Origin of the sequence: Aquiflexum gelatinilyticum (assembly GCF_024741135.1) — a bacterium.
GTDB classification, from domain to species: Bacteria; Bacteroidota; Bacteroidia; order Cytophagales; family Cyclobacteriaceae; genus Cognataquiflexum; species Cognataquiflexum gelatinilyticum.
This window is the reverse complement of record NZ_JANSUY010000004.1, coordinates 86,388-112,016: the sequence shown is the minus strand read 5'-3', so window position 1 is coordinate 112,016 and position 25,629 is coordinate 86,388. Positions and strand designations below refer to the sequence as shown.

15 protein-coding genes are annotated in these 25,629 nt (G+C 41.6%); 9 read left to right on the top strand and 6 right to left on the bottom strand.

Annotated features, from left to right (window positions below):
• Window positions 1-97: 97 nt before the first annotated feature.
• A complete protein-coding gene (locus NU887_RS08265) occupies window positions 98-7,558 on the top strand; it encodes a S8 family serine peptidase (RefSeq protein WP_258422886.1) in 7,461 nt (2,486 codons plus the stop codon).
• A gap of 299 nt (window positions 7,559-7,857) precedes the next feature.
• On the opposite strand, the gene NU887_RS08260 is transcribed toward NU887_RS08265, so the two are convergent.
• The 3 genes from NU887_RS08260 to htpG form a co-directional block, all read right to left on the bottom strand.
• The gene (locus NU887_RS08260; RefSeq protein WP_258422885.1) at window positions 7,858-8,997 is read right to left on the bottom strand and encodes a 6-bladed beta-propeller; all 1,140 of its coding nucleotides are present in this window, start codon (window positions 8,995-8,997) and stop codon (window positions 7,858-7,860) included.
• A gap of 404 nt (window positions 8,998-9,401) precedes the next feature.
• Window positions 9,402-10,442, bottom strand: coding sequence for a TolB-like 6-bladed beta-propeller domain-containing protein (locus NU887_RS08255; protein ID WP_258422884.1), 1,041 nt, complete (start codon window positions 10,440-10,442; stop codon window positions 9,402-9,404).
• A 778-nt stretch (window positions 10,443-11,220) separates the two neighbouring features.
• A complete protein-coding gene (gene htpG / locus NU887_RS08250) occupies window positions 11,221-13,104 on the bottom strand; it encodes a molecular chaperone HtpG (protein ID WP_258422883.1) in 1,884 nt (627 codons plus the stop codon).
• Window positions 13,105-13,309: 205 nt separating this feature from the next.
• On the opposite strand from htpG, the gene NU887_RS08245 reads away from it, so the two are divergent.
• The 7 genes from NU887_RS08245 to NU887_RS08215 all read left to right on the top strand — a co-directional run bounded on the left by NU887_RS08245 (window position 13,310) and on the right by NU887_RS08215 (window position 20,173).
• Window positions 13,310-14,143: a formyltransferase family protein gene (locus NU887_RS08245; protein WP_258422882.1), complete on the top strand. Its 834-nt coding sequence runs from the start codon at window positions 13,310-13,312 to the stop codon at window positions 14,141-14,143.
• 34 nt (window positions 14,144-14,177) lie between these two features.
• A complete protein-coding gene (locus tag NU887_RS08240; protein ID WP_113924047.1) occupies window positions 14,178-14,843 on the top strand; it encodes a heme exporter protein CcmB in 666 nt (221 codons plus the stop codon).
• 484 nt (window positions 14,844-15,327) lie between these two features.
• Window positions 15,328-16,008, top strand: coding sequence for a cytochrome c biogenesis protein CcsA (ccsA, locus tag NU887_RS08235; protein WP_258422881.1), 681 nt, complete (start codon window positions 15,328-15,330; stop codon window positions 16,006-16,008).
• Window positions 16,005-16,250: a CcmD family protein gene (locus tag NU887_RS08230; RefSeq protein ID WP_241139887.1), complete on the top strand. Its 246-nt coding sequence runs from the start codon at window positions 16,005-16,007 to the stop codon at window positions 16,248-16,250. The genes ccsA (NU887_RS08235) and NU887_RS08230 overlap by 4 nt, the downstream gene beginning before the upstream one ends.
• Before the next feature lie 73 nt (window positions 16,251-16,323).
• Entirely contained in the window at window positions 16,324-16,740 is a 417-nt protein-coding gene (locus NU887_RS08225; protein WP_258422880.1) for a cytochrome c maturation protein CcmE, read from the top strand.
• 28 nt (window positions 16,741-16,768) lie between these two features.
• A complete protein-coding gene (gene ccsA / locus NU887_RS08220; RefSeq protein WP_258422879.1) occupies window positions 16,769-19,300 on the top strand; it encodes a cytochrome c biogenesis protein CcsA in 2,532 nt (843 codons plus the stop codon).
• A gap of 96 nt (window positions 19,301-19,396) precedes the next feature.
• Window positions 19,397-20,173, top strand: coding sequence for a Rossmann-like and DUF2520 domain-containing protein (locus NU887_RS08215; protein WP_258422878.1), 777 nt, complete (start codon window positions 19,397-19,399; stop codon window positions 20,171-20,173).
• A gap of 163 nt (window positions 20,174-20,336) precedes the next feature.
• On the opposite strand, the gene NU887_RS08210 is transcribed toward NU887_RS08215, so the two are convergent.
• From NU887_RS08210 to NU887_RS08200, 3 genes are all read right to left on the bottom strand, one after another.
• The gene (locus NU887_RS08210; RefSeq protein WP_258422877.1) at window positions 20,337-21,212 is read right to left on the bottom strand and encodes a pirin family protein; all 876 of its coding nucleotides are present in this window, start codon (window positions 21,210-21,212) and stop codon (window positions 20,337-20,339) included.
• A 71-nt stretch (window positions 21,213-21,283) separates the two neighbouring features.
• The gene (locus tag NU887_RS08205) at window positions 21,284-22,285 is read right to left on the bottom strand and encodes an acyl-ACP desaturase (RefSeq protein WP_258422876.1); all 1,002 of its coding nucleotides are present in this window, start codon (window positions 22,283-22,285) and stop codon (window positions 21,284-21,286) included.
• A 171-nt stretch (window positions 22,286-22,456) separates the two neighbouring features.
• Window positions 22,457-24,172 (bottom strand): hypothetical protein, encoded by a 1,716-nt coding sequence (locus NU887_RS08200; RefSeq protein WP_258422875.1) that lies wholly within the window; start codon window positions 24,170-24,172, stop codon window positions 22,457-22,459.
• Window positions 24,173-24,349: 177 nt separating this feature from the next.
• On the opposite strand from NU887_RS08200, the gene NU887_RS08195 reads away from it, so the two are divergent.
• The gene (locus NU887_RS08195) at window positions 24,350-25,591 is read left to right on the top strand and encodes a dipeptidase (RefSeq protein WP_258422874.1); all 1,242 of its coding nucleotides are present in this window, start codon (window positions 24,350-24,352) and stop codon (window positions 25,589-25,591) included.
• Window positions 25,592-25,629: the final 38 nt, after the last annotated feature.

The window sequence follows — 25,629 nt, the reverse complement described above, 5'->3', positions numbered from 1 at the left end:
TTGGATTGGGAAATGTAGCGAATGCTGTTGGGGTTCCGTCCTCTCAGAATGTTTTAAAACCCAGATTTCAATAAATACTAATTCAAAACACAGCACTATGAATAAATCTCTACTAATGGGCAGGAGCCTGGTTTTGATTACTCTGATTATTGTTTTTTGCTCGATCACGGCGATCGCGCAGTCACAATTTGACAAAGGAATCAAAAAAGGTATGGTGAAGGTGAAATTTACTCCCACCACTACCGCACCGCTTCCCCAGAGCAAAGTAAACGCAAGGAACAACAGACTGACAACCGGGATGGCTACCTTTGATGCTGCGGCCAATTCAGTACAGGCGCATACCATGTACCGGATGTTTCCATACGATGCCAAAAATGAGCAGAAGCTTAGAAAACATGGTCTGCATCTTTGGTATATCATTGAAATAGATGAAAGTGTAGACCCCAAGTCAGCCGCAGGACAATTCAAGCAGCTTGGGGAAGTTGCTGTCGCAGAAGTTGAGCATGAGAAGGTCTTGGCACCTTATGCTGTAAAGCAACATACACTTGGAGCGAGTACTTTTTCCGCTATGCCTTTTAACGATCCTCTTTTGGTGGACCAATGGCACTACAATAATGCACTACAAACAGGTACAGACGATGCCGATATCAACCTTTTTGAAGCTTGGGAAAAAACCACCGGCTCAAATGACATCATCGTAGCTGTCCACGATGAAGGAGTGGATGTCAACCACGCAGATTTAAAGCAAAATATCTGGGTAAATCAGGCAGAGCTCAACGGACAGCCCGGAGTCGATGATGATAACAATGGCTATATAGATGACCTCAATGGTTACAATTTTGCCAAAAACAAGGCAGCTATAGATCCACAATACCATGGTACTCACGTAGCAGGTACGATTGCCGCTGTCAATAATAATGGGATTGGTGTTGCCGGCGTAGCAGGGGGAAATGGAACAGGCAACGGTGTCAAAATCATGTCACTTCAGATTCTTGGAGGATCAGGTTCCATTGAGCGGTCTTATGTTTACGCTGCCGAGAACGGTGCAGTCATTTCCCAAAACAGCTGGGGATATACCAACCCGGGAGGATTTGACCAATCGGTATTGGATGCCATTAATTACTTTGTAGCTGAAGCGGGGGATTTTCCTGGCAGCCCTATGAAAGGTGGAATTGTGATTTTTGCAGCAGGCAATTACAACTGGGATGGGGAATGGTATCCTGGATATTTTTCAAGTACGATTGCAGTCACAGCATTGGGGCCGGAATGGAAGAAAACATCCTACTCAAACTTTGGAACCTGGACGGACATAGCAGCACCGGGAGGAGACTCAGAATATGGTGTAAAATACGGTGTCCTCAGTACGATCCCAGGTGATAAATATGCCTATCTGGATGGGACTTCCATGGCATGTCCACATGTCTCTGGGATTGCTGCTTTGGCACTTGCCAACAGAACAAAACAACTTACAAATACTGAACTCCGGTTGAAATTACTGACCGGGGTAGTAAATATAGATGAGCAAAATCCTGATTACATTGGGAAGTTGGGTTCAGGCGCAGTAAACGCTGAACTTGCGATTAGAAATGACCTCGGAATAGCACCGATGAAAATAGGCAACCTGAGCGTAGATGGTATTTCTCAGGAATTCGCCAACCTTTCCTGGACTGTTCCTGTGGATACTGATGATGATGTTCCAACTTCATTCCAATTGTTTTATCATACTGACAGCATCACGGCAGCGAACCTGACTTCAGCATCCAAAATCACAATACCCAACAAATATGCTGCGGACAGTACCGTTACTTTTGAGGTAGCAGGACTTTTGGGTCTTACCAAATACTACTTTGCAATCACTTCGACTGACAGGTGGGGAAATACCTCTGAATTGTCCCAAGTGATCAATGCGACTACCAATGAAGGTCCGAAAATCAGCCTTGATGCAGAAAGCCAGGAAATAAACCTTTCCATTGATGCTTCCAACAGCACTTCAGCAAGTCATAACCTTACGATTTCTAATGGAGCAGCAGGTATTTTGAGATGGAATCACCTCATGCGTCATCGGAATACCGCCCTTTCCTACAACAGTGGCAGACTCAATTATCCTATAAGTGGCAGAACCAAATCCGCAAGGGAAGGAAATATCGGAAGGCAGGTTGTACCAGGCAACCAACTTCAGCTGAGAAGCAATGAAATTACCACGATGGCTTTTACGCCGGTCGATAAAGACTATGCTTATTGGCCAACCAATATCATTGGCGATACGGATATTAATTTACCCAACTCCGCTGCCGCAAAGTTTACAGTCGATGAACCGCAAGGTTTTAACCTTACCGATGTGCGGATGTACCTCAAGCATGATCCTGTAAAAGGACCTGTGATCATGGAAATATATCAAGGAGACAGTCCTGAAAAGGAAAACCTGATCTATTCCCAGGAGCATAGCAATTATGACAACAATGAGGCTTTTGCCTACATCAAGCTCAACGAACAGATTTATTTTGAATCGGGAAGTACATTTTGGATTGTATTCCATGTGCCTTCAGGAAATAAATTCCCCTTGGGAATCGGATTTGAAGCGCAGCCTAATTTCTCTGAAAACTGCTTCATGTCATTTGATATGGGAGCCTCTTGGGCACCATTAAACGACTTGCTCGATGCGACTGAGTTTGCTTGGTCATTGACTGCTAGCAGCTACAATGAGCATTTGGGGACCTACCTTCACCTTGAGCCCGGATCAGGAGATGTCAACGGTTTTGAAAACAGTGCCGTGACATTGACAGCAGATGCTTCGACACTTATCAACGGCGATTATGCAGCCAATCTGATCATTACATCCAACGATGCAGCCAACAGAGAATTGAGGATTCCAATTAACCTATCAGTCAGCGGACATCAGCCAAAATTGAAGCATGTCAATATCGTTGATTACGGAAGTGTGTTTATGGGCGATTCAAAAAGCTTTGAAGTGGTTTTGGAAAATATCGGCTATGGCAATTTCAATGACCCGGTAATCACCACCAATTCTTCCGCATTTGAATTGGATTGGAACCTGCCATGGCAGATCAAGGCCCGTGAAGAAGGAATCGTAAAAGTTACCTTTAAGCCAACAGCACCTGGAAACACCAACGGTATTCTGACTGTCACCAATGGTTCTAAGACTTATGAGATAGCTTTGTTTGGAGTCGGTGCAGAGACAGCCAAAATAGCTGTATCACCCGAAACTCAAAAAGTGGAAAATCTGACTATTGGAGAAGAAGTAACTGCCAAAGTCACCATCGAAAACAAAGGGGTATTCCCATTGAAATATTTCATTCCGGGTTATGACACAAACGGAATCAGCGAGAACTGGCCATCAGTTTACCACAATTATGGATACACCCTGAGGTCCAACAATCCTACCGAAGCCAATCCAATCAATTATGATTTCCAGGACATTTCCGAAACAGGAATCAATATCACCAAGACTTTCTTTGATGATGCAAGCTATGTACCTGTGGACATGGGTTTTCAGTTTCCTTACTATGGGGAAAACATGCAGATCCTATATGTCTCCAAAAAAGGTTTTACGGTATTTGATAACAGTGTGCGGGCAGTAAATGTCCCTGTTCCCAACAACCCTTGGAGTCCAAAAGGATTTATTTCTATCCTTGGAAGCCAATTTAACTATTTGACAAAAGGGGAGATTTTCTACAAAGTAGAGTCTGATAGGGTCATAGTCCAATACTACAACGTTTGGGATGGATGGACAGAAGGTGAAAACATCATTGCCCAAATGGTATTGTTTGCCAACGGAGATATTCGCTTTTATTATGAAGACCTCAGTACTCCTGATTATAACAAGCAGTTCTTGACCATTCTCATTGAAGACATGGGACAAAGTGACGGGGTTTTGATCAATTCTTATGATAAACCTATTAGTTTATACAGTGGCCTTGCTATGGGATTGGATTATCCTGGTCCTACCATTATCACCGATATTGTCAATGGATCAGGCCTTCTCATGCCGGGCACATCGCGGGAAGTGGAGATCAAAATGAACACGAGCCCCTTATCCGAGGGCATCGTCAACAGGTATGTCAGCATCATCAACAATGATCCCGATCAAAGACAAAAGAATGCGCTAGTCCAATTGGAAATCATTGCCGGAGGCGTGGCTAAGGCTGAAGTTTCTGCTGACACCGTAAAATTTGGAAATATTTTCCAAGGGGCTATCCGCAGTTTTCCTTTCACCATCAAAAATCCGGGAACTGCAAGTTTGGATATTACAGGCATGCAATTCGCAGATTCCGAATTTGAATTGACAGGGGATCAACCTACAGAGATTAAGTCGGGATTGTTTAAGAAGTATAGTATTGAGGTTCCTACCTCAGCTTTGGCGGATTTGGAAGATTGGCTGCTCATCAGCTATGCTGATGGATCGCAGGATACTGTCTATGTGACCGCAACGGTGGTGGACGCGCCTGCTATAAATGTGGACCTCAGTCCCGTCTCTCATACTTTGGCTTTTGGTGAAAAAGCAGAACTCCCGATTACTATAGAAAACACCGGAAAGGCTCCATTGCAGGTTGCGCCTGTGGGTGGAGGAAATTGGTTGAGTTTTAATTCACCTACCGCACCAAGCAACGGCCTACCTGATTTTACCTATACCTATGAAAAATATAACAATGGGGAATTTTATCAGTGGGTAGAAATACGGAAGACAGGCACCCAGATGAATTTTGTGGATTATGAAAATTTCGAAAATACATTTTGGAGGGAACTTGAGCTCCCCTTCCCCGTGGAGTTTTATGGTCAAAAGTATGAGTCTTTCAAGGTAGGTGACAATGGAATAATCTCTTTTGGAGAAGATCCGGCAGCGGATTTCTTCACGGATTACATACCATCTAATAACCACTCCGATCCGAGAATTATGCCTTATTGGACATTCAGTAGCTTTACCGATTTTTCACACCCCAAAGAGGATATCGGGATTTTCTATCAATTCTATGATGACAAAATCATCATTACCTGGAGCACTTTTGTGAACAACTTCGGTGGGATGGGTGATCCGGTTTCTGCCCAGATCATCTTCTACAAAGACGGAACCATGAAGTTTCAGTACAAAAGAGAAGACGGCGGAGCGGACTTTACGTCCCAGGCTTCTACCATTGGCCTGCAAAGAAACAGCTCAGATGGGATAGCGATTTCCCAATACCAGTCTTTGGACCACGGTTCGGGATTGGCTTATGTCATCGTACCTTCCAGACGCTACACCATTGCCCCGGGATCAACCCTCTCAGGAAACATTTCCCTGGATGCCACCAATATTTATGGTGGGGTTTATTCACAAGCACTCAAGATCCACTCCAATGCGCCAAACTCAGAATTATTGGAAAAACCAGTGGAATTGACAGTAACAGGAGAAGCCAATATTTTGATGGCTGATACTGTGAATTTTGGAAGCAAGTTGGTCGGCTTTGAATCGATCTATCCAATTTCCAATACCATAGACGTGGTGATTGAAAATGATGGGGCAGCGCCATTTGACATCAGTTATGCTTCTATGGCAGACGGGACAGGACCACTCAACCTGATGATGTTGGTCAATGGATTCTGGGGTCCGGAATGGACAAGGATCAATGAAATCTGGTTTTGGCCTACATATACCATCAAGCCGGGTGACAAGTTGATGGCAAGGGCTGTCTTTGAACCATCAATGGAAGGGGATTATGCTGATGAAGTGATTTTGAGCACAAGCTTGGGTGAAAAGAGGTTTGTACTTACAGGTACTGCCTACGAACCTGCTAAAATCAAAGTGGTATCTGATTCCATATTTGTCTCCATGAACACCATCCAAACGGAGCTTAGGGAAATCCCTTTTGACAATACAGAAGGTAAGTCAAATCTCAACTACCAGGTAAGCATTGATTACCAAAGAGAAGCTGAGGCAGCAGGCGCGAGCTATGAAAAATTGGCGGATAAGTCTTCTACTCCTGCCATTACTTTGGCTTCTTCCCCTTCAGCCGAAAACACCTCTTTGGCTAGAAATGATGCGGACTATAACAGGACCATTTCGCATACCGACAAACTAACCCCGGATACCTTTATCGGAACCGGAGGAGCGGCGCCGTTTACCCTCAGTACCAAATTCAATGCAGGACCTGAAGGCTTCAACCTATCTCATGTGGAGACCTTCCTCAGAATGGAAACCTTAGCATCAGCAGAGATTGAGGTAGAAATCCGTGCAGGAGGAAGTTCTATCGCCAATGCCAAACTTCTAACAAAAGGAAGCTTGACCATTACCGGAAACGGTTCTGATGAAGTTGGGGATTGGTATAGGATTGCCTTGGATGAAGCGGCAGGAATCTATCCTAATGAGGATTTCTATGTCATCGTGACCCATCCTTTTGGCAATCAGTTTCCTCAAGGTACCATTACTGATTCAGAAAATGTACCTGGCAGGTATGCTTACCTGAATGAGGGTGAGTGGTATGAAGTACAGGAAGGAAGCATGTCCAATATAGGTTGGCTGATGTTTGCCGGAGAAATGGAAGCCGCAAATTTTTCTTGGCTTGAAATAAAATCCGGTCAGGAAGGGGTTTTGGCTAAAGGCGAATCCGGTAAAGTGGAAGTAAGTGTAGACGGTACTTTTGCCAAAGAAGGTGATCAGATGGCACATATCGTCTTTGCATCCAATGACCCTGCCAAACCTGTGGTACGTGTACCGATTACATTGCATATGAACGAAGCGCCATATTTTATGAGTGCGCCTTTGTCTATTGTCATTGGAGAAAATGATTCTACTTCTATACAGATGCGGGTGATTGATGTTGAAAAAAACAGTATTTCCGTCAATGGGGTTATCGGCAATGATTTTTCATCATTCAAATTTAAGTCCGATTTATTGGAACTTGCCTTCAGGCCTAAGTTTGGAGATGAGGGCAATTACCTATACAAATTGACAGCAACAGATGAACATGGTGCAAAGCGGGAATTGACTATCCCTGTAGAAGTGCTCCATACCAATCAGGCGCCTGTTTATATCGGTGAAAATGATGCATTTGCCATCCTCAAGCCGGGCATTTTGACAGAATATGATTTGTCAGCCTATTTTGCAGATCCTGACGGAGATGAGTTTACTTATACGGTAAGCAGCAGCAATGATTCGGTATTGACCGTATTTGCCTCAGCTAGCAAGTTCATCATCAAAACCGCCGAAAACGGTGAAGCCGTCATGACCTTTACACTTACCGATAAATTTGGTGCGGTGAAGAAAATCGACATGACTGTCAAAGTCGATCTGATCAGCGGGCTTGAAGATTTGGATATCCTCTTCAGCATCACTGCCTATCCAAACCCAACCTCAGGAATCATCCGAGTCAATGTAAAAGGAGAAATCAGCAACACCTATTCACTGCGATTGGTCAATAGTTTGGGCGTGCCACTTATCAGCAAAGAAGAATGTGACCCGACTCAGGAGACAGTCGTGGACCTGAGTACATTGCCTACCGGAGTATACCTCTTGGAAGTGACCGACAGGAGAGGAAAGAGCATGAGAAGAATTGTAAAAGAATAAAGGACCTAGAATAAAAGTCTTGATCAAAAACAGGAAGGTTGTTTGATTCACCCAAGAGGTCTATGGACCTATTCGATTACATTAATAATAGTTTAAGTTCAATTATGCAAAAAGGCCTCCGAGTTGTCGGAGGTTTTTTTTTTGCTTTAGGCAAAATAGCGGAAGTATAAGACCCATCTATTTCCAATTTCATTCCAAAACAAAAGCCCTTGAAAACCGAAATTTTCAAGGGCTTGATTCTTATTTGAGGTTTCCGAAAACCTAGAAGAATGGAATTTCAAAAGTTGAAATATCAAAATTCAAAACGCTTTCACTTTTCCAATCAGCAAAATCGGATTGTCATCCAAGTAATCGGTCGGGATATACTCAGAGATTGAAGCTTTTTGTTCCTCCGTGAGATTATTGATATACTCGATATTCAAACTTAAAATGAATCGGTCGTCAGAAATTTGCCCAATTATTATGGATTCTAGTTCTACTCCCCTGATTTTAATACCCTTAAATGTTTTTGAATTTTTGGAATCTTTATGGATCAAGGTATTCAAAAAATCACCTCTCATAAGTGACCCCAAATAAAATGAAACATGGTAAAAATTCTCTGTTTCCAACAACCCAAAAGAATGCGCTTTCTTATTTTCATCATTTTGAATAAGTTCGAAAAATAGATTTGGGTTATTACCCAAATTCTTTAAGTCTGATTTTAGGATTTCAAACTCGCCAAAATCAAGATCAATGGAATCTGTCTTAATAAAATCATAGGTATTTTGGAAGATTGTACTTTCTACCGAGTAAATGGAAGAAAATCCATCTTTATTTTGGGCAACCTGTCTGTCGTTTCCATAATTATGGTCATGATAAGCTGAATCCAAAGGTTGGAACAATTCGTATTCATTTTTATCCACAAATACTTTCAAAAATCTATGGTTTTTTCCGCCAACAATGTCCAAAATGATTTCATTTTTCGGTCCATGGAAAAAATTGCCATAAGACGCTGCGAATCCAGGTTTAATTAGAAAACTGTTTGAAAATTGGCCTTCATTTGTAAAATTATGGAGGGTCCTTTGAACATTGTCAAAAACCATTAGCTCGCCTGAATTGCGGTTGAACTCAAAGTTTCCAATGGATTTGTATTCCTCAGGACCTTCTCCTGAGGCTTGAAGGAAAATATCCAAGGCCCCATTTTTGCCAAGTTTGAAAATCCTGTCTTTCCTTCCGTCCAATAAAAATAGGTCCTCTTTATATTCCTTTACCCTAAAGATCGAAGGAATCAATTCATCATACTTCAAATGGATGAATTCAAATTCAGAGAAAACCTCTGATATCTCTTTCTTTTCTGTAGAAATAGAGACTTTGATAGTTTTATTTGGTGCTTCCTCACCATTCTTTTGGCAAGAAACCAATAAGGTAAACAACAAAATCAAAGTGCATTTTGAATTCATAAGAGGAAGTTCTTTTTTAAGTTTAGAAGAAAACCTACTTGTTTTATTTTATAGGTATCCTTTTAAGATTGGAGGCTAGTCGTTCAACCTAATCTTTGAACCAATTTAACTAGAAACTTGTAAAAACATGAATTTAGGTATCATTATCTATAAACAAATAGATATCAGCTTGATTTTCAGATCAAAAAATTACTAACGTTCTAAGTTAAAAATAAAAGCCCTTGAAAACCGGAATTTCCAAGGGCTTAATTGTTCTTTAAAGGTTCTGAAAATTTTATTTTTGTTAGGTCAGATTAATTTTTTCCCGAGTATTTTGAATAATAACTTCCCTAATAGGAAGGAAAATGGTTTTGGTTGGGAAAATTATCTATCTATAAATTTTACCTAAAAATCATAGACGTTTTTTAATTTAAATCAATTTTAAAAATATTGGATTTACCATCATCAAGGTAACCTATTAGAAACTCGTCATTTTCGGAGACCGAAATAAGGTTTAATGGTGAATTGACATCTATTGTTTTTTGAAGAATCCCATCCCAATCGTAAACATGGATTTTATTACTTTCATTTCCTTTTTCTTCTGCAGTTTTTCCTGAAAACAGAATGTATATGAAATTTTCTGAAACAGTAGTGCTAAGGCATCCTGACTTATTGTCTTCTTTCATTCTTGCCTGAACAAAATCTCCGGTTTCCCCTTCAAATGAAGGTGGCCAATAATGTTTTTCTGTAATTTGGTTTAACTCTCCATTTTCATCAAATTTTAAAATATCAAAATTGAAAGATTTTCTAGAAGTAGAAACAACCCATGAATTTGAAGGATGAACCAATAAATCACCTTGGAAAGCCATTGCCAATGTTTCATATTGAAATCCCACCAATTCCTTCTCAAAAGGATATTTCCCCTTTAATCCTAGGATTTTATTGTCTTTTATTCTGGATATAGCAAACCTGCTTTGGAAAAGTCCCGTTCCTACTATTCTATCTTGGCTTATCTTTACAAATTTTTGGTAGTTGAAATCAAATTTGCCATTCAAAAGGAAGCATGAATCTTGAAGAGATCCTCTAGTTTTTCCAAATCTAAACTCTAAATAAGAAAAGCTGTTTCGGTTGTTTATTCCAACCTTATTTTTTTCTCCGGAAAGCCTTTGAATAGATGATGGAAATTGAACCTCGCATGGCCCATCACCAATTTTACCAAATTTACCAATGAGGTTTTGGCTTTCTAAATCAAAAATCTTAAAATGAAATTCTTGATCAGGATCGGAGATTATCAAATTATTTTCTAGAATCAACAAATCAAATGCTCGCGTAATCTCATCGCTAATGGGTAAAAGTTCGATCTCCCTTTTTTCAGATTTTTGTGATTCATTAAATTGGTTTCTTTTTTCTCCGGAGCACCCTCCAATAATTAATAGTATTACAAGCAAAAGTAATTTTGGTTTCATGATTTTGATCAATTTATGTGCATGAATTGATAAAAAGGCTATCCATTGGATAGCCTTTAAATTTGTTCACCTATTGTTGCGGGCAGGGTGAAGCATCACCGTGATAAATATGTACTTCATTATTATCACCACTTTTTAAAATGATTCTGTGACATTCATCTGAACTTGTGGTACAAATAGTGCATCCTCCAGCAATACTCGCAGAGTGGATTGAAGCCGAAAACATAACGACTGCAATAATCATCATTAATTTTTTCATTTTATTGAATTTTTAGATTGAAAATAAGTTTAAACTACACATAAGAATTAAAAATTGTCGACAAAACTAATCCTTCATCTAATGTAAAAAAAAAAAAAATGATAAAAGCAATGGGTTAGTTGCATTAACATTAGTAAAAATTTATAAAACCTTGATATTCAGATTTAAAAAATTACTAACGTTCTAAGTTTAAAATAAAAGCCCTTGAAAACCGGAATTTTCAAGGGCTTAATTGTTCTTTAAAGGTTCTGAAAACCGTGAAGAATTGAATTTATCAGAAACCTTTGAGGTCTCCAAGACCTCGAAGGTTTAATGATCAAATATGCTATTAGTGGATTGGATTGTAAATTGTAAGAAAACATAAAACCCTCGAGGTTTAGAAAAAAACCTCAAGGGTTTGTGGGATAAACCTTTGAGGTCTTGGAGACCTCGAAGGTTTAATGATAAAATATACCATTGGATGGGATTGTAAATCTCAGAACCCTCGAGGTTTAGAAGGAAACCTCAAGGGTTCTGAGATTAAATCAATTCCACACTTCGCTTCACAAAGGCTGTCAGGTCTTTGCCGGTAAGCATGCCTTGGGAAAGTAAAGCTAAATCAAAGGCCTGCTTGGCAAGTTTGGTCTGTGCTTCTTCATCCTCGGTTTTGAGGAGTTTGTCGATCACAGGATGGTTGCCGTTGATGGCTACTTTGTAGTTGTCAGGAAGTGAACCGTAGAAGCTCATCCCGCCGCCCATCTGCGCCATGTCCTTCATCCTGCGCATAAACTCATCCATGGTCACGGTCACAGGCATTTCCTCAGGGCTGAGTCCTGCCACGTCCACGCTGTAGGTGGCGTTGGAGATCGCTTTTTCGAAGATTTCCTTCACCTTTTTGGATTGGTCTTCGGTAAGGAGGTTGGCATAGGAATCCTCCTTCTCGATCAGCTTCTCAGCTACATCCGCATCTACACGCTTTAGTTGGGTTTTTTCCTCTTTCATCTCGAGGTGTTGGATGAAGTGGCTGTCGATCGGAGAGTCCATCACCAGGACATCGTAATCTTTTTTGTTGGCAGATTGGATAAATCCGTCCTGCTTGTTGACATCAGTGGCGTAGAGATAGACAGTTTGGTCATTTTTGTCTGTCTGAATCGCCTTCACTTTTTCTTTGTATTCAGGCAGGGTGAAATATTCGCCTTTGGTGTTTTTGAGCAAAGCGAAATCTTTTCCTTTTTCGGCAAATTTGTCTTCGCTGATCATGCCATACTTGACAAAAAGGCCGATGTCATTCCACTTTTCTTCGTAGACTTTTCGGTCTTTTTTGTAAAGTTCTCCAAGCTTGTCTGCCACTTTTTTAGTGATATAGCTGTTGATTTTCTTCACATTGCTATCCGCTTGAAGGAAGCTTCTTGATACGTTAAGCGGAATATCCGGCGAGTCGATCACGCCATGCAGCAGCATCAAAAACTCAGGCACAATGTCCTTGACCTCATCGGTGATGAATACCTGACGGCTGAAGAGTTTGATTTTGTTTTTCTGCATTTCGAAGTCGTTTTTGACTTTCGGGAAATACAGCACCCCTGTCAGGTTGAATGGATAATCCACATTCAGGTGAATCCAGAAAAGAGGATCCTCACCCATTGGATAGAGTTCTTTATAGAATTTCAGGTAATCCTCGTCCTTCAGGTCGTTGGGTGACTTGGTCCAGATCGGGGAAGTGGTGTTGATGATGTTGTCTTTCTCGACAGACTTCCATTTCTTTTTGCCATCGGCCTCTTCACCGTCTTCTACAGAATCGGTTTTTGTACCAAATTTGATCGGAACGGGAAGGAATTTGCAGTATTTGTCGAGGATGCCCTGAAGCTTCCATTTGTCCAAAAATTCTTCAGAATCGGCGTTGATGAAAAGGGTGATTTCAGTTCCTCTGTCTTTTCTGTCACCGGCACTGATTTCAAATTCGGTGCTGCCGTCACAGGTCCAACGTGCCGGTGCTGCTCCTTCCTGATAGGAAAGGGTGTTGATTTCCACCTTGTCTGCCACCATAAAGGCGGAGTAGAAACCCAAACCAAACTTGCCGATGATTTCATTGGCGTCTTTGGCATCTTTGAATTTCTCCACAAACTCAGCCGCACCGGAAAAAGCAATCTGATTGATGTACTTCTTGATTTCCTCGGCGGTCATGCCAAGGCCACGGTCAGAGATGGTGATGGTTTTTTTGTCTTTGTCAAAAGCCACTTCGACAGTGATGTCGCCAAGTTCGCCGTTGTATTGGCCCAAAGTCGCCAATCTTTTGATTTTCTGTGTGGCATCTACCGCATTGGAAACCAGTTCACGGAGGAAGATTTCATTGTCAGAATATAAAAACTTCTTGATGATCGGGAAGATATTCTCGGTATGTATCGAGATGGTACCTTTTTCCTGCATAGCTATTTTCGTTTTAGTGAATACAAATTGATACAAAGCCTTTATCAATGCTTGTTCCAATTAGCTGAAAATGTCATTTTGGCAGAAAATCAAAAAATACCCGAAATTTTGTCGAATATTGTAGTCCGCTACGGAGTATAAGTTGGGTCAGTAAAATCAAACTATTATACTTCGTACATGAAGTCACCCATAGTATCTCGCAATAATGAATATAGTAATCATCAGTCAGTGTTCCCCCAGGGAAAAAATTTTCGTACATGAAATTGTCAAAAACTTCGATCATGTGACGCTTTTACATTCAGGCCAAAGACAGGGCTTGGTTGGAAAACCCCAAAATCAAGCGAAATCAGGAAAAAAAAACCAATCACAATCATTTTTAGATAGGAATGGATTGAGGTTTTTCCATAAGTTCCATAAGATCTCGATACACAATAAAACCAAGCATATTAAAGCCGAAAACCATGATTTCAAAAAGGTTACCTTTCCCTTTGCCGAAATCAATACAGAAAAAGGACTTGAATTTTTGAAGTCTTTGCAGCCTGACATTTTGTTTACCTGTAATGCGCCAATTTTGAAGGGAGAAATTCTCAGTATCTCAAAGATCGCGGCCATCAATGTGCATTATGGGATGCCGCCGCACTATCGTGGCAATGACACGCTGTTTTGGGCCTATATAAAAAAAGATTTCGACAACCTTGGCGGATGCCTGCACTATACCACCAAAGGCGTGGATAGGGGAAATATTTTGGCTGAAGTATTTCCTTCCTTGGATCCGAAAGACAGCCTTGTCCAGGTAGACATCAAGACCTCCGAATTGCTTGCCAAGGCAGCAGTCAAAATTCTGAAAGACATCGAAAACTGTGATGAAATTCCTGCCGGGAAAGTGCAGGTAGAAAAAGGAAGAAACTACAAACTTTATGAAAGGACATTGTTTCACCATTTGGGTTATCTCGCCCAACAGAATTTAGGCCTTCTCAGACCAAAGGCACGGAAAGAAAAAATAGTATTTTATCATGGCCAAAAGGTAGGATCGGTTTGACCGATGAATACACCAAACTTTTTATCTTTGCCCCATGCTCAAAGAAATTGCTGTTCTGATCCAAAAAGAAATCACCCTCGAATGGAGACAGAAGTATGCGCTCAATGGCATTCTTTTGTATGTCGTATCGGCAGTTTTTATCACGTATCTCAGCGTGGGAGCGAAGCAGGGCAATATCGGAGTTCCGACGTGGAATGCACTGTATTGGATCATTATCCTGTTTTCGGCAGTCAATGCCGTGGCCAAAAGCTTTGTGCAGGAACATCAGGGCCGACAGCTGTATTATTACATGATTGCTTCTCCAGAGGCCATCATCATTTCCAAAATCATCTACAATACACTTTTGACACTTGTTTTGGCATTGTTGGGATATCTGGTTTTCAGCGTGATTTTGGGCAATCCCGTTCAGGATCAGGGGATGTTTTTGTTGAACCTCATATTGGGAGCGGTTGGTTTTTCGGCCTGTCTGACGATGGTATCGGGGATAGCGTCCAAGGCGAGCAACAATGCGACGTTGATGGCGATATTGAGTTTTCCGGTCATCATCCCTATTTTGCTGATGGCCATCCGGGTGTCAAAGAATGCCATTGATGGGTTGGATTGGTCAGTGAGCTTGGATAAGATTGTAACGCTTATGGCAATCAATGTTATCGTGGCTGTGACGGCGTATATCCTGTTTCCATATCTGTGGAGGAGTTAGGGACTGTCCCGCAAAGTCGCAGAGCCGCAAAGAAAAAAAAACAAGTAGGATGGCTATAGGCCGATAGACTGATTGAATTCCCACAAAAATAAGAAGTAAGACTCGCAAGCTCGTTTTATAAATCCCGCAAAGCCGCAAAAATCGCAAAGGGATTTTAATTCAAAATGATAGGTTAACATCAGTTTATTTACTTATAATATTTTCTTTGCGCCTTAGCGTCTTCGCGGGAAACAAATCAAACTTTCTAATTTTATGGATTAGTGTTTTTTCGAGATTCTTTTTCTTTATGCCTCATCGACGTTGAGCAAATTCCCTCTATTTCCTTTGTGTCTTAGCTTCTTTGTGGGATCATATTCGCTTAGAATCTTCGCGCCTTATCGTCTTTGCGGGAAACCTTACTTTACAAATCAACATATCTTATAAAAAGCACCGGAATGAGGAACTTATGCCTTATTTTTGCGCTTGAAAAATCAAACCCATTATAATGAGAGCATATTGGTGGAAAATCCTGACTGTAGCCCTGTTGGCATTTACCCTGACAGCCGGACTTCTCCTTGACGTACCGAGGTTACCCATCCTGAATGAGACGATCAGGGCACTGCATTTCCATGTCACGATGTGGTTTGGAATGATTTTGATGCTGATGGTTGCGGTGGTTTTCAGCGTCAAATTTCTGCGAAGCAACGACCTCAAGCATGATGACATGGCGCTTGAGTTTACCAATGCGGCGATCTTGTTTGGTGTATTGGGAATTGTCACAGGCATGCTTTGGGCCAAATTCACTTGGGGGGATTATTGGAGCGGTGATCCAAAACAGAATGCTTCCGCCATCGGGCTTTTGATGTATTTCGCCTATCTTATTTTGAGAAATTCACTCACTGATGTCCATCAAAGGGCCCGAATCGGTGCCGTTTATAACATTTTTGCATTTGCGGCCTTTATACCCTTGATATTTGTCTTGCCAAGACTGACAGACAGTCTCCATCCCGGCAACGGTGGCAATCCCGGATTCAATGCCTATGACCTGGACAGCAAACTCAGGATGGTGTTCTATCCCGCTATCATTGCCTGGACACTGTTGGGAACTTGGATCAGTACCATAAGGGTCAGGCTGAGAAGAATTGAAAGGAAGTTAGAAGATAAATTGATCAATCAGGTATCATGAAAAAGTGGTTAATAATATTGTTCATGGCATTCAGTCTGAGTGCTTTCGGACAGGAGAAAATTGAAATCAATGAAAACGATTACCAAAACTCCACCGTTGAAATGGCGGATGTGATGCGGTCCGAGGGAAAAATCTACGTTTTGGTAGGCATCATCGGGATCGTTTTTGCGGGATTGTTGGTTTATGTGATCAATACGGACAGGAAAGTGACCCGTCTTGAAAAACAATTGAAAGAAGAATAGCATTAATAAGGAGAAAGGAAGTAAAATCTAAAAGAATTTGCTCCTGAACCCATCAAAAATATAATCTACCAAAATGAAAAAGGGACATATAATTGGTTTGGGAATCATAGCTGTCGCAATCATCATCATCATGTCAATGATCGGGGATGCCAGTACTTACGAAAGTTTTTCCAACGCCAAAGCCATGAAAACCAAAGGAGATGACAAGGCCATCCACGTAGTGGGACAACTCAAAAAAGGCCAATCCGGAAATGTGGAGGGAATCGAAATCAATGAAGACAAAACTTCCTTTTACTTTCTGATGGTGGACAATGAAGGTACAGAACAAAAGGTCTTTTACAATGAACCGGTGCCACCGGATTTTTCAAGGGCTGAACAAGTGGTGGTCATCGGTGCTTATAAAGACCAAGACCTGTTTGTTGCAGACAAAATCCTGATGAAGTGCCCTTCCAAATATCAGGAAACCGAGCTCAAGACAGCCGGAATGTAAATTAGTTTTCCCTTTGATTCCATTTAATATGATCAATACCTTTATAGGTAATTTAGGCCACTTTGCATTGATTCTTGCTTTTGTCAGTGCCTTGATTACTGCCTACTCTTATTATCAATACACGATTGCACAGGAATTGGACAAAGCCAATTGGCGACAGTTCAGCCGGGTTACTTTTTACATTCATTCTTTTGCAAGTATAACTGTGGCATTTGCACTTTTTGAGATTATCTATAACCACAGATTCGAATATTTCTACGCCTATTCCCATTCTTCCAAAGCGCTTCCAGTCCATTATATGATCTCCAGTTTTTGGGAAGGTCAAGAAGGGGCATTTATCCTTTGGATAGTTTGGAATGTGGTTTTGGGATTGGTTTTGATCCATACCAACAAATTCTGGGAAGGTCCTGTGATGATCGTATTTGCTTTGGTGCAGGCATTCCTTGTATCCATGATTTTGGGTGTGGTGATAGGAGATTTGAAGATCGGTAGTTCGCCGTTTATTCTCTTGAGAGATGCGGTCTCCGCTCCGATTTTCCAGATCAATCCTGACTTTAAGCCGGAAGATGGAACCGGTCTGAATCCTTTGCTTCAAAATATCTGGATGGTGATCCACCCTCCGACTTTGTTTCTCGGATATGCTTCCACCTTGGTTCCGTTTGCCTTTTTGATGGGTGGATTGGCTACCAAAAGATATTCTGAGTGGGTGCGTCCTGCATTGCCTTGGGCGCAGTTCTCCGCCATGATCCTCGGAATGGGGATCATCATGGGTGCTTATTGGGCATATGTTACCTTGAATTTTGGAGGCTATTGGAATTGGGATCCTGTCGAAAATGCCGTTTATGTCCCATGGCTGATTATGGTAGCAGCAATCCATACCATGATCACTTTCAAGAAAAGCAGTACTGCATTGAAGTCTTCCATCGTCTTGGTCATTGCCTCTTTCATTTTGGTATTGTATGCCACCTTCCTCGTGAGGAGTGGGGTATTGGGTGATTCTTCGGTTCACTCCTTTACCGACTTGGGCTTGTCAGGTCAGCTGTTGATTTACATGTTGTTCTTTCTTTTCATTGCAGTTTTTCTGGCAGCAAAAAATTGGAAACATATCCCGACTTCTGACAAAGAAGCTTCTGTTTATTCCCGAGAATTCTGGATTTTTATTGGTGCAACGACGTTGGCCTTGATGGCCTTTCAGGTAATCCTCCCTACTTCCATTCCTGTTTGGAATGCTTTGGTAGAGAGTTTCGGAGGCATCTCCAACATGGCGCCTCCTGCGGATCAGATTGGTTTTTATACCAAATTCCAACTTTGGTTTGCAGTGGCAGTGGCTTTGCTGACAGCTGTAGGACAGTTTTTTTGGTGGAACAAAATGGATCCAAAAGCCCTGCGAGAAGCCCTTGTAATGCCTTATATCATCTCGGTAATCATCTCGGCGCTGATCATTGTTTTTGGTAAAGTTTATGACATCCCCTACATCATTGTGGTTTTGGCCTCTGTATTTACCATCGTCGCCAATTCCTCCATTTTGATCAAACTATTAAGAAAATCTACTTTCAAATTGGCCGGTGGTTCTTTGGCACACATCGGTCTTGGGATGATCTTGATCGGAATCATGTTTTCCTCGGGATATTCAGAAATCATTTCTTACAATTTATCAGGATTGACTTATAGTAATTCGTGGGAGGAAGAAATGAACAAAGAGCACGTCCTGCTTTGGATCAATAAGCCCACGCAAATCAAAGATTACACTGCAGTCTATCGTGGCAGACAGAAAAAAGTGGTTGGTGTACCCGGATTTGTGAACGTCAAGCAACTCAAATCTACTGGGGAAATCAATGAGGCCATTGCCTTGGAAGATATCATGGCTAGGGGTAGAACCTATTTTTCTAAAGGAGATAAAGTGAATATTGTCTTGGAAGAAAATGATTATTTCCAGATAGATTACTACAAGGATTCAGTCTACCAATTTTCATTAAATCCCATGTCGCAATTCAATACCTCCATGGGTTTGATATCCTCTCCGGATTCCAAAAGGTTTGTAAACAGGGATTTGTACACATACGTCTCTGCGATCAATGATTATGAAGATCCGGAATGGCGGGAAGATGAATTCTATGAAGTAGCTCCGGGGGAGACGTTCTATATCTCTGACTTTGTGACCACATTTGAAGGTGGAGAAGTTCTCAGTCAGGTCGACGGTTTGGATTTAAGAGAGGGAGATGTAGCAGTAAAAGCCAAGTTGGTGGTCATGGATTATGATGTTGAAAAGCGTTTGGAGCCTGTTTTCATCATCCGGGACAATCAGGTCGGAAAGATTGCCGCCATAGACAACGAACTCGGTGTCAAGGTTGAATTGGAGAATATCAAACCGGAAACAAATACATTTTCTTTCAAAGTCAACAGGTACCAAAAAGACTATGTGGTATTGAAGGCCATATTGATGCCTCAAATCAATATCCTTTGGGCAGGAACGATCCTGATGCTGATAGGCTTTTGTGTAGCCATCTACAGAAGGTATGATGAGTTCAAAAAAATGAGGGATAAAGGAATGGAAGCCTAAATTCCTGACTAAGTTCAAAACCATAAAGCCCTAAGGATACCTTCTTTAGGGCTTTATGGTTTTTTAGAATCACGGTAAAAGGTATATATTTCATCTATGAAATTTAAGATTGCGATATTGGGAACCGGCAACGTTGCCTGGCATTTGGCACCTGCCTTGGAAGAAGCAGGTCATACCATTACAGAAATTTATGCACGAAGTCTTGCGGACGCCGAAAAACTAACTGCAAGGTTATATACTGCAGATGCAAAAGATGACCTCGATTTTTCAGAATCAGAGGCCGAGATATTTATTTTGGCTGTAAGCGATCAAGCTATTTCTGAAATTGCAGATGAAATCATTTTGCCGGAAGAAAGTATCCTGGTGCATACTTCAGGAGCAGTGCCATTAGATGTGTTGGGCTATAGTTCAGCGACTTTTACAGGAATCTTTTACCCCTTGCAGACATTCAGCAAAGAAAGAAAAATTGACTTTGGCGATGTCCCGTTTCTCTTGGAATCTGAGGACCAAGCCGCGCTCCAAAAATTAAAAAAACTTGCAAAATCATTGTCCCCTAACCAATACCTGATCAAGTCCAAAGACAGAATGGCTTTGCATGTAGCGGCGGTTTTTGCCAGTAATTTTTCGAACCACATGTTGAGAATATCAGAAGAAGTCATGGCGCGTCAGGGTTTGGACTTCGAAATGCTCAAACCACTTATCATAGAAACCATCAGTAAAAGTCTGGAATTGGGTGCCAAGCGCGCACAGACAGGACCGGCAAGACGGGTGGACTTTAATACCTTGGATGCCCACTACCAATTTTTGAACTACAATGAACAGATAGCTGAGTTATATAAGCTTATTTCCCAAGATATTATCGATTCTTATTAAAAAATACCCCCTTTAGGGTATTTTTTAAAGGTTGCGGATCCAGTATATTTGATACGGGTGATTAAGCAACTTTTTCAGCTCTACTGTTTTAATAAATGATTTTAGTTTAGGATTTTTTAATATATCGGGTGGCTGCCTGTCAAAGGGCAGCCACACATTTTTTTTAATGTTTCCAAGTTCCAAATTTCCCTTGCTGATAATCGCGGTATGCCTCCATGATTTCCTGTTGGGTGTTCATGACAAATGGCCCTTGGGCTACCATCGGTTCGTTGAAAGGTTTCGCATGGCCAAGAATCAGAACCGAATCTTCAAAAGCTTCTACAGATAAATTTCCGCCATCGTTGGTAAATTCCACAAGGTTTCTAAAAGGGATTTTTTCACCCAAAATCTTTACCTCTCCACGGACTACATAGAAAAAAACGTTTTCTCCAACAGGAATTGATTTATTGAATTTACCTCCTTTTGCCATGGTGATGGTGCTCAGGAACATCGGACTCAATGTTTCAAATGAACCTTGATTTCCATCCCAATCACCGGCAATCATTTGAACAGAGACTTTTCCTTCGGATAGTTCGAAATGGTTGATTTCTTCTTTTTGTAGACCAACATATCTTGGTTCGGTCATTTTCAGCTTGGCAGGAAGGTTGATCCAAAGCTGTAGTATTTCCAGATCACCGCCTTCCTTTTTGAATGCAGAAGAAGAGACTTCTGAATGAATCAGTCCCCTTCCGGCCGTCATCCATTGAATCCCGCCTGATGCTATCACAGATTCATGTCCTCCCGAATCCTGATGCATAATATCACCGGCAAGGATAAAAGTAACCGTTTCCATCCCTCTGTGGGGATGTGGGCCAAAAGGAAGTCCGAGGTTATTCTTTGGGTAGGTTTGGAAGCCGTGGTGGTTCAAAAATATAAATGGATCAATTTGCCTGAGCTTCTCAGAGGGAAGCGGGTTGTAAGTAATGAGATCTGCAATGGGATGGTAGCTGGCAGGATGTATTTCTTTGATGGTCATGGCTTTAATTGTATGTATAAACATTCAATATGTTTTCATTCATAATTGTTCCCCTCAAGGCAAAAAAAAACCTGAATTTCTTCAGGTTCTGTTTATTATTTTAACCAAGCTAGGGAGATTTCATCAGGTGCTTTCATCCTGTCGGCCAGTCTCATATACCTGTCCGAAAGATGTGCAAGGTAATCCTGCGCTTTGGAGGCCACATCGTTCAAGCCGGTGAGGTTTTGAATGTCCCAAAGTTTGACCAGGTGTTCGATGATTCGGGCATAGTCCCAACCGGTGTAAACACCGATTTTTTGGGTAATCGCAGAGAATTGATCAAAAAGAGTAGGGTTGCTGCTTCCTTTTCCCATCAAGACTGCAGGCATGACGATCTGTTTGCGCATCATTTTCTCAAATGCAAGAATAGCTCCGTTCGGGTCAATTTCAAAAATTTGACTCATGAAGCTTTTATAGGCCTTTTCATGTCTTGCTTCATCTCCTGCAATGGTTTTGCAGATTCGTGAAAGTACATCATCTCCGGCCTTGTCCGCCAATTTACCGGTATTGACATGGGATATTTTGGTGGCTCTCTCCTGAAATGAGGTATAAATCATGGCCTGGTAAGGATCCTTTTCTGATTTTGGATCAAATCCGTTGTAAATCAGCCTGTGTATAGTCTGCTCTACTTTTTTCATATCCGCACGTGCTGAGAGGTAGAGGTATTTGTTGAGAAGGTCACCATGACGGTTTTCCTCTGCAGTCCATGCTTTTGACCATCTTACCCAACCAGAGTTGCTCAGAAGACTTCCTTCTACATTGATTCCTTCCAATAAGTTGAAATAGGTCTGATAGCTTGGAAGCGCCTCTTCGGTAATCATGTTGCCGATGAGAGAAGTGATGATAGTATCCGGGATTCCGGCTGCTCTTTCCTGTAGTTTTTTGACCTCGTCAAAAGCATCAGGTTGACCCATGTCGGGTAAAAAATCAGAGGGTTGCCAGCATTCATCCGGGTCTACCAATATTGTTTCAACAGCATTGTTGACGAAGCCATCCAGCTGGGAAATGACCTCCATGTTTTTTTCTAGTTCGTAATTGATATTTTCTGAATTATTCATGACTTTTTATTTTTTGCCTTTAAAACCCTCCTTGCCAAGTTGGGATGGGGTATTCATAAAAGGCTGCAATCGTATAATTTATATAAATTCTAAGTAAAGGTAATCACATTTAGTGTCATTAGGTACTAAGAAACCCAATTTCTGAAACGGGTTTCTCCATTTCCCAATTGATTATTTTGTCAGTGTCCAGGTTTTTTGGTTGAAATTTGAAGGTGCAGTTTCCTGCAGCCTTTTACCGATTTTGTCTAAATACATGGTATTATACCGCAAGCGCGTAATGTAGTTTGGCTGGGTGGGATCACCGTTCCAACAGTGTTCGGCTCGGTCCCCGTATTTAACCTCACCGCCATAATAAGGTTCAGAAGTTTTTTCGAGGAACTCCTCAGTAAGATAAACGGCATTATTCAGGTAGTAATTATCCATATCCCCGCAGTAAATGTGGATTTTCCCTTCCAAATCCTTCCCCAACTTAGACCAATCCCTTTCCATGATATAGCGGAGGTCAAAATTTTCTTTCCAATGGTTGGCCACTTCTTTGTCGATTTCTCCGGAATACCTGTCCCAAATCGGTTTTGGATAGCCATCCTCCCCGACAGGTGAATAGACCGCCTGCCAAACGTCCCATTGGTCACCGGACCGTGTTTTGGTCCCCCCGAGCGCAAGTTCCTTATGGTTCATGTCCTTGACCATGGCGGATACATGGCCGAGGTAATTTCTTTTTCCCACCCTTTCGGTTGTTCTAAATGGCCCGTTGAGGTAATAGGCATTTTGATCTTCGTAGATATTCACGGTAGTAAATGCCCGGAAGTCTATCGGGTCAGGACAAGCGGCAAAGCAGCCGTTGTATTCTTTGGGATACATCACCTGTACAGCCAAAGCTTCCCATCCTCCGGTCGAACCGCCATAAGTGAATCTTGACCAGCCGTCTCCGATTCCCCGAAATTGCTCTTCAATATGTGGGATCAGTTCGTAAGTAATGGCGTCTCCATATGGACCTATATTTTGTGAATTCACAGCATAGCTGTCGTCATAGAATGGGTTGGCATGTTGGAATTCGATGACAATGAATTTTTTGAAATCAGGAGAAATCCATTTCTGGTAAAAATCATAAGCTTCCTGCTGTTCGATTTTTTCATAGCCATAAATATTGAAGCGGGCATTGTAGGTTTCTTCGATGTTGTCGTCAGGTGGAGTCGTCCTGAATCCACCAAAATCAGAGGGAAAATGCCCATGATAGATCATCAGCGGATAATATTCATTTGGATTCTTATCAAAATCCCTTGGTAATAGAACGTGTGCTCCTAAGTAGATATCCCTTCCCCAAAAGTCTGAAAGAAGTTTACTTTTGAATTTGATATGTTTGATAAATTCGGTGTCTTCTGGTTCAGCTACCGGAGGAATGATTTGGTCAATGTGGATGTCTAAGCCTGTTTCCCCATCCCATGAGATTTTTTTGGGAGTGCTGTAGACATTTCCTGGGGTTCTTGCCCATTGTCTGCCTTCCCATTGGTCCATTGGGATTTTGATGACATGACCATCTGCCCGGTTGAATGTCTCGTGTTTTACAATAAAAGCCTGAACCCAATACTCGCCTGCAGGGATTTCCTGCCAGTTTTCGATGGGATATCCAAATGAGCCAAAATCAAAAGATAATGAGTTTCCGGCCTGATAATCTTCAAAATCCATCCCCATCACTTGGGCCGAAGTGACATCATCTGACACCGCAAACCTCGGCTCGGTTTTTTCATCATGGTGAAAAAGCAGCAACAGCCTTCCGTCTTTTATGCCTCCTGCAAGATCTTGGGCAAGGGTAATATTTGCAGTTGGTGTTGTTGGGGCGTTGCACGAAACAATCAACAACAATAGCACGAAGTATACGATCCTCATAGATATCTTCTTTGGTTTCTTTCAATTTAGCCAAATTTCCATTTATAGGATTCAAGTAGAAAAATCTATTACATAAACGGATATAAAATCCTTTTTTTATCAAATTCTGACCGTCTGTCAATCAGGATAAATAAATTACCCTGAAATTTTTACTTTAATATTTTAAATTGACCTGCTATGAGAAAACCCCTGCTTGTATTGATTGCCTCGGCTTTTGTTTTTGGCTGTGCCCAAAAAACCGAAACCATAGATTATACCCTGCTGTCAGATGAGGAAAGACTCGCTGCCGCAAAAGAAATGGCCCAAAACACCATTATGGTGGACGGGCATGTGGACCTTCCATACAGGATGAAAGTTGGTGGTTTTACCCTACAGCGTGAGATCTTGGATGTATCAGTCCGGACAGATGGAGGTAATTTTGATTTTCCGAGATCAAAAGAAGGGGGCTTGGACGCACCGTTTATGTCGATTTATATTCCTTCAGGCTACCAAGACAGGGGAGGGGCAAAGGTTTTGGCGGATTCATTGATTTTGATGACAGAAAGGTTGGTAAATATATGGCCTGACAAATTTGCAATGGCTTATTCTCCTTCGGATATTGAGAAAAATACCCAGGAGGGTAAGGTTTCATTTCCGATGGGAATGGAAAATGGGGCTGCGCTCGAAGATGACATCAACAATGTCCAATATTTTTATGACCGTGGGATCCGGTATATCACCCTTACCCATGGCAAGGACAACCTGATAGGGGATTCTTCTTACGATACCATGCGTACTCATAATGGCTTGAGTGAGTATGGTGTAGAAGTTGTCAAGGAGATGAACAAAGTAGGGATCATGGTGGACATTTCACATGTGTCGGACAGCACATTTTACGATGTGATGAAAGTGACGGATGTTCCTGTCATCGCCTCCCACTCATCAGCAAGGAAGTTTACTCCGGGATTTGAAAGGAATATGGGTGACGATATGATCAAAGCCCTTGGAAAAAATGGTGGTGTTATCATGATCAACTTTGGGGGAAGCTTTGTAGATGGAGATTATAATGAAAAGTCCGGAGCAGTTCGGGAGCATATTGTCAATTGGCTTGCAGAAAACGGTCTAAGCAGGACTGATTCGGCAGCTGTGGCCTATATCGAAAAATACTCTGCAGAGAATAATCCATTCCCAAATGTGGAAAAAGTGGCTGACCATTTTGACCATGTAGTGGCTTTGGTAGGAATCGACCACGTGGGTTTGGGTTCTGATTTCGACGGGGTGGGGGATAGCCTGCCAACCGGACTCAAGGATGTATCGATGTATCCCAACCTTATCGCTGAATTGCTCAAGCGTGGATATTCCAAAGAAGACATCGAAAAAATCTGTTACAAGAATATTTTCAGGGTTTGGGATGCGGTGATTGCGGCTTCAGGGAAATAGATTTGGTCTGTTGATTTAATTGTTGGCGGATACTGCTG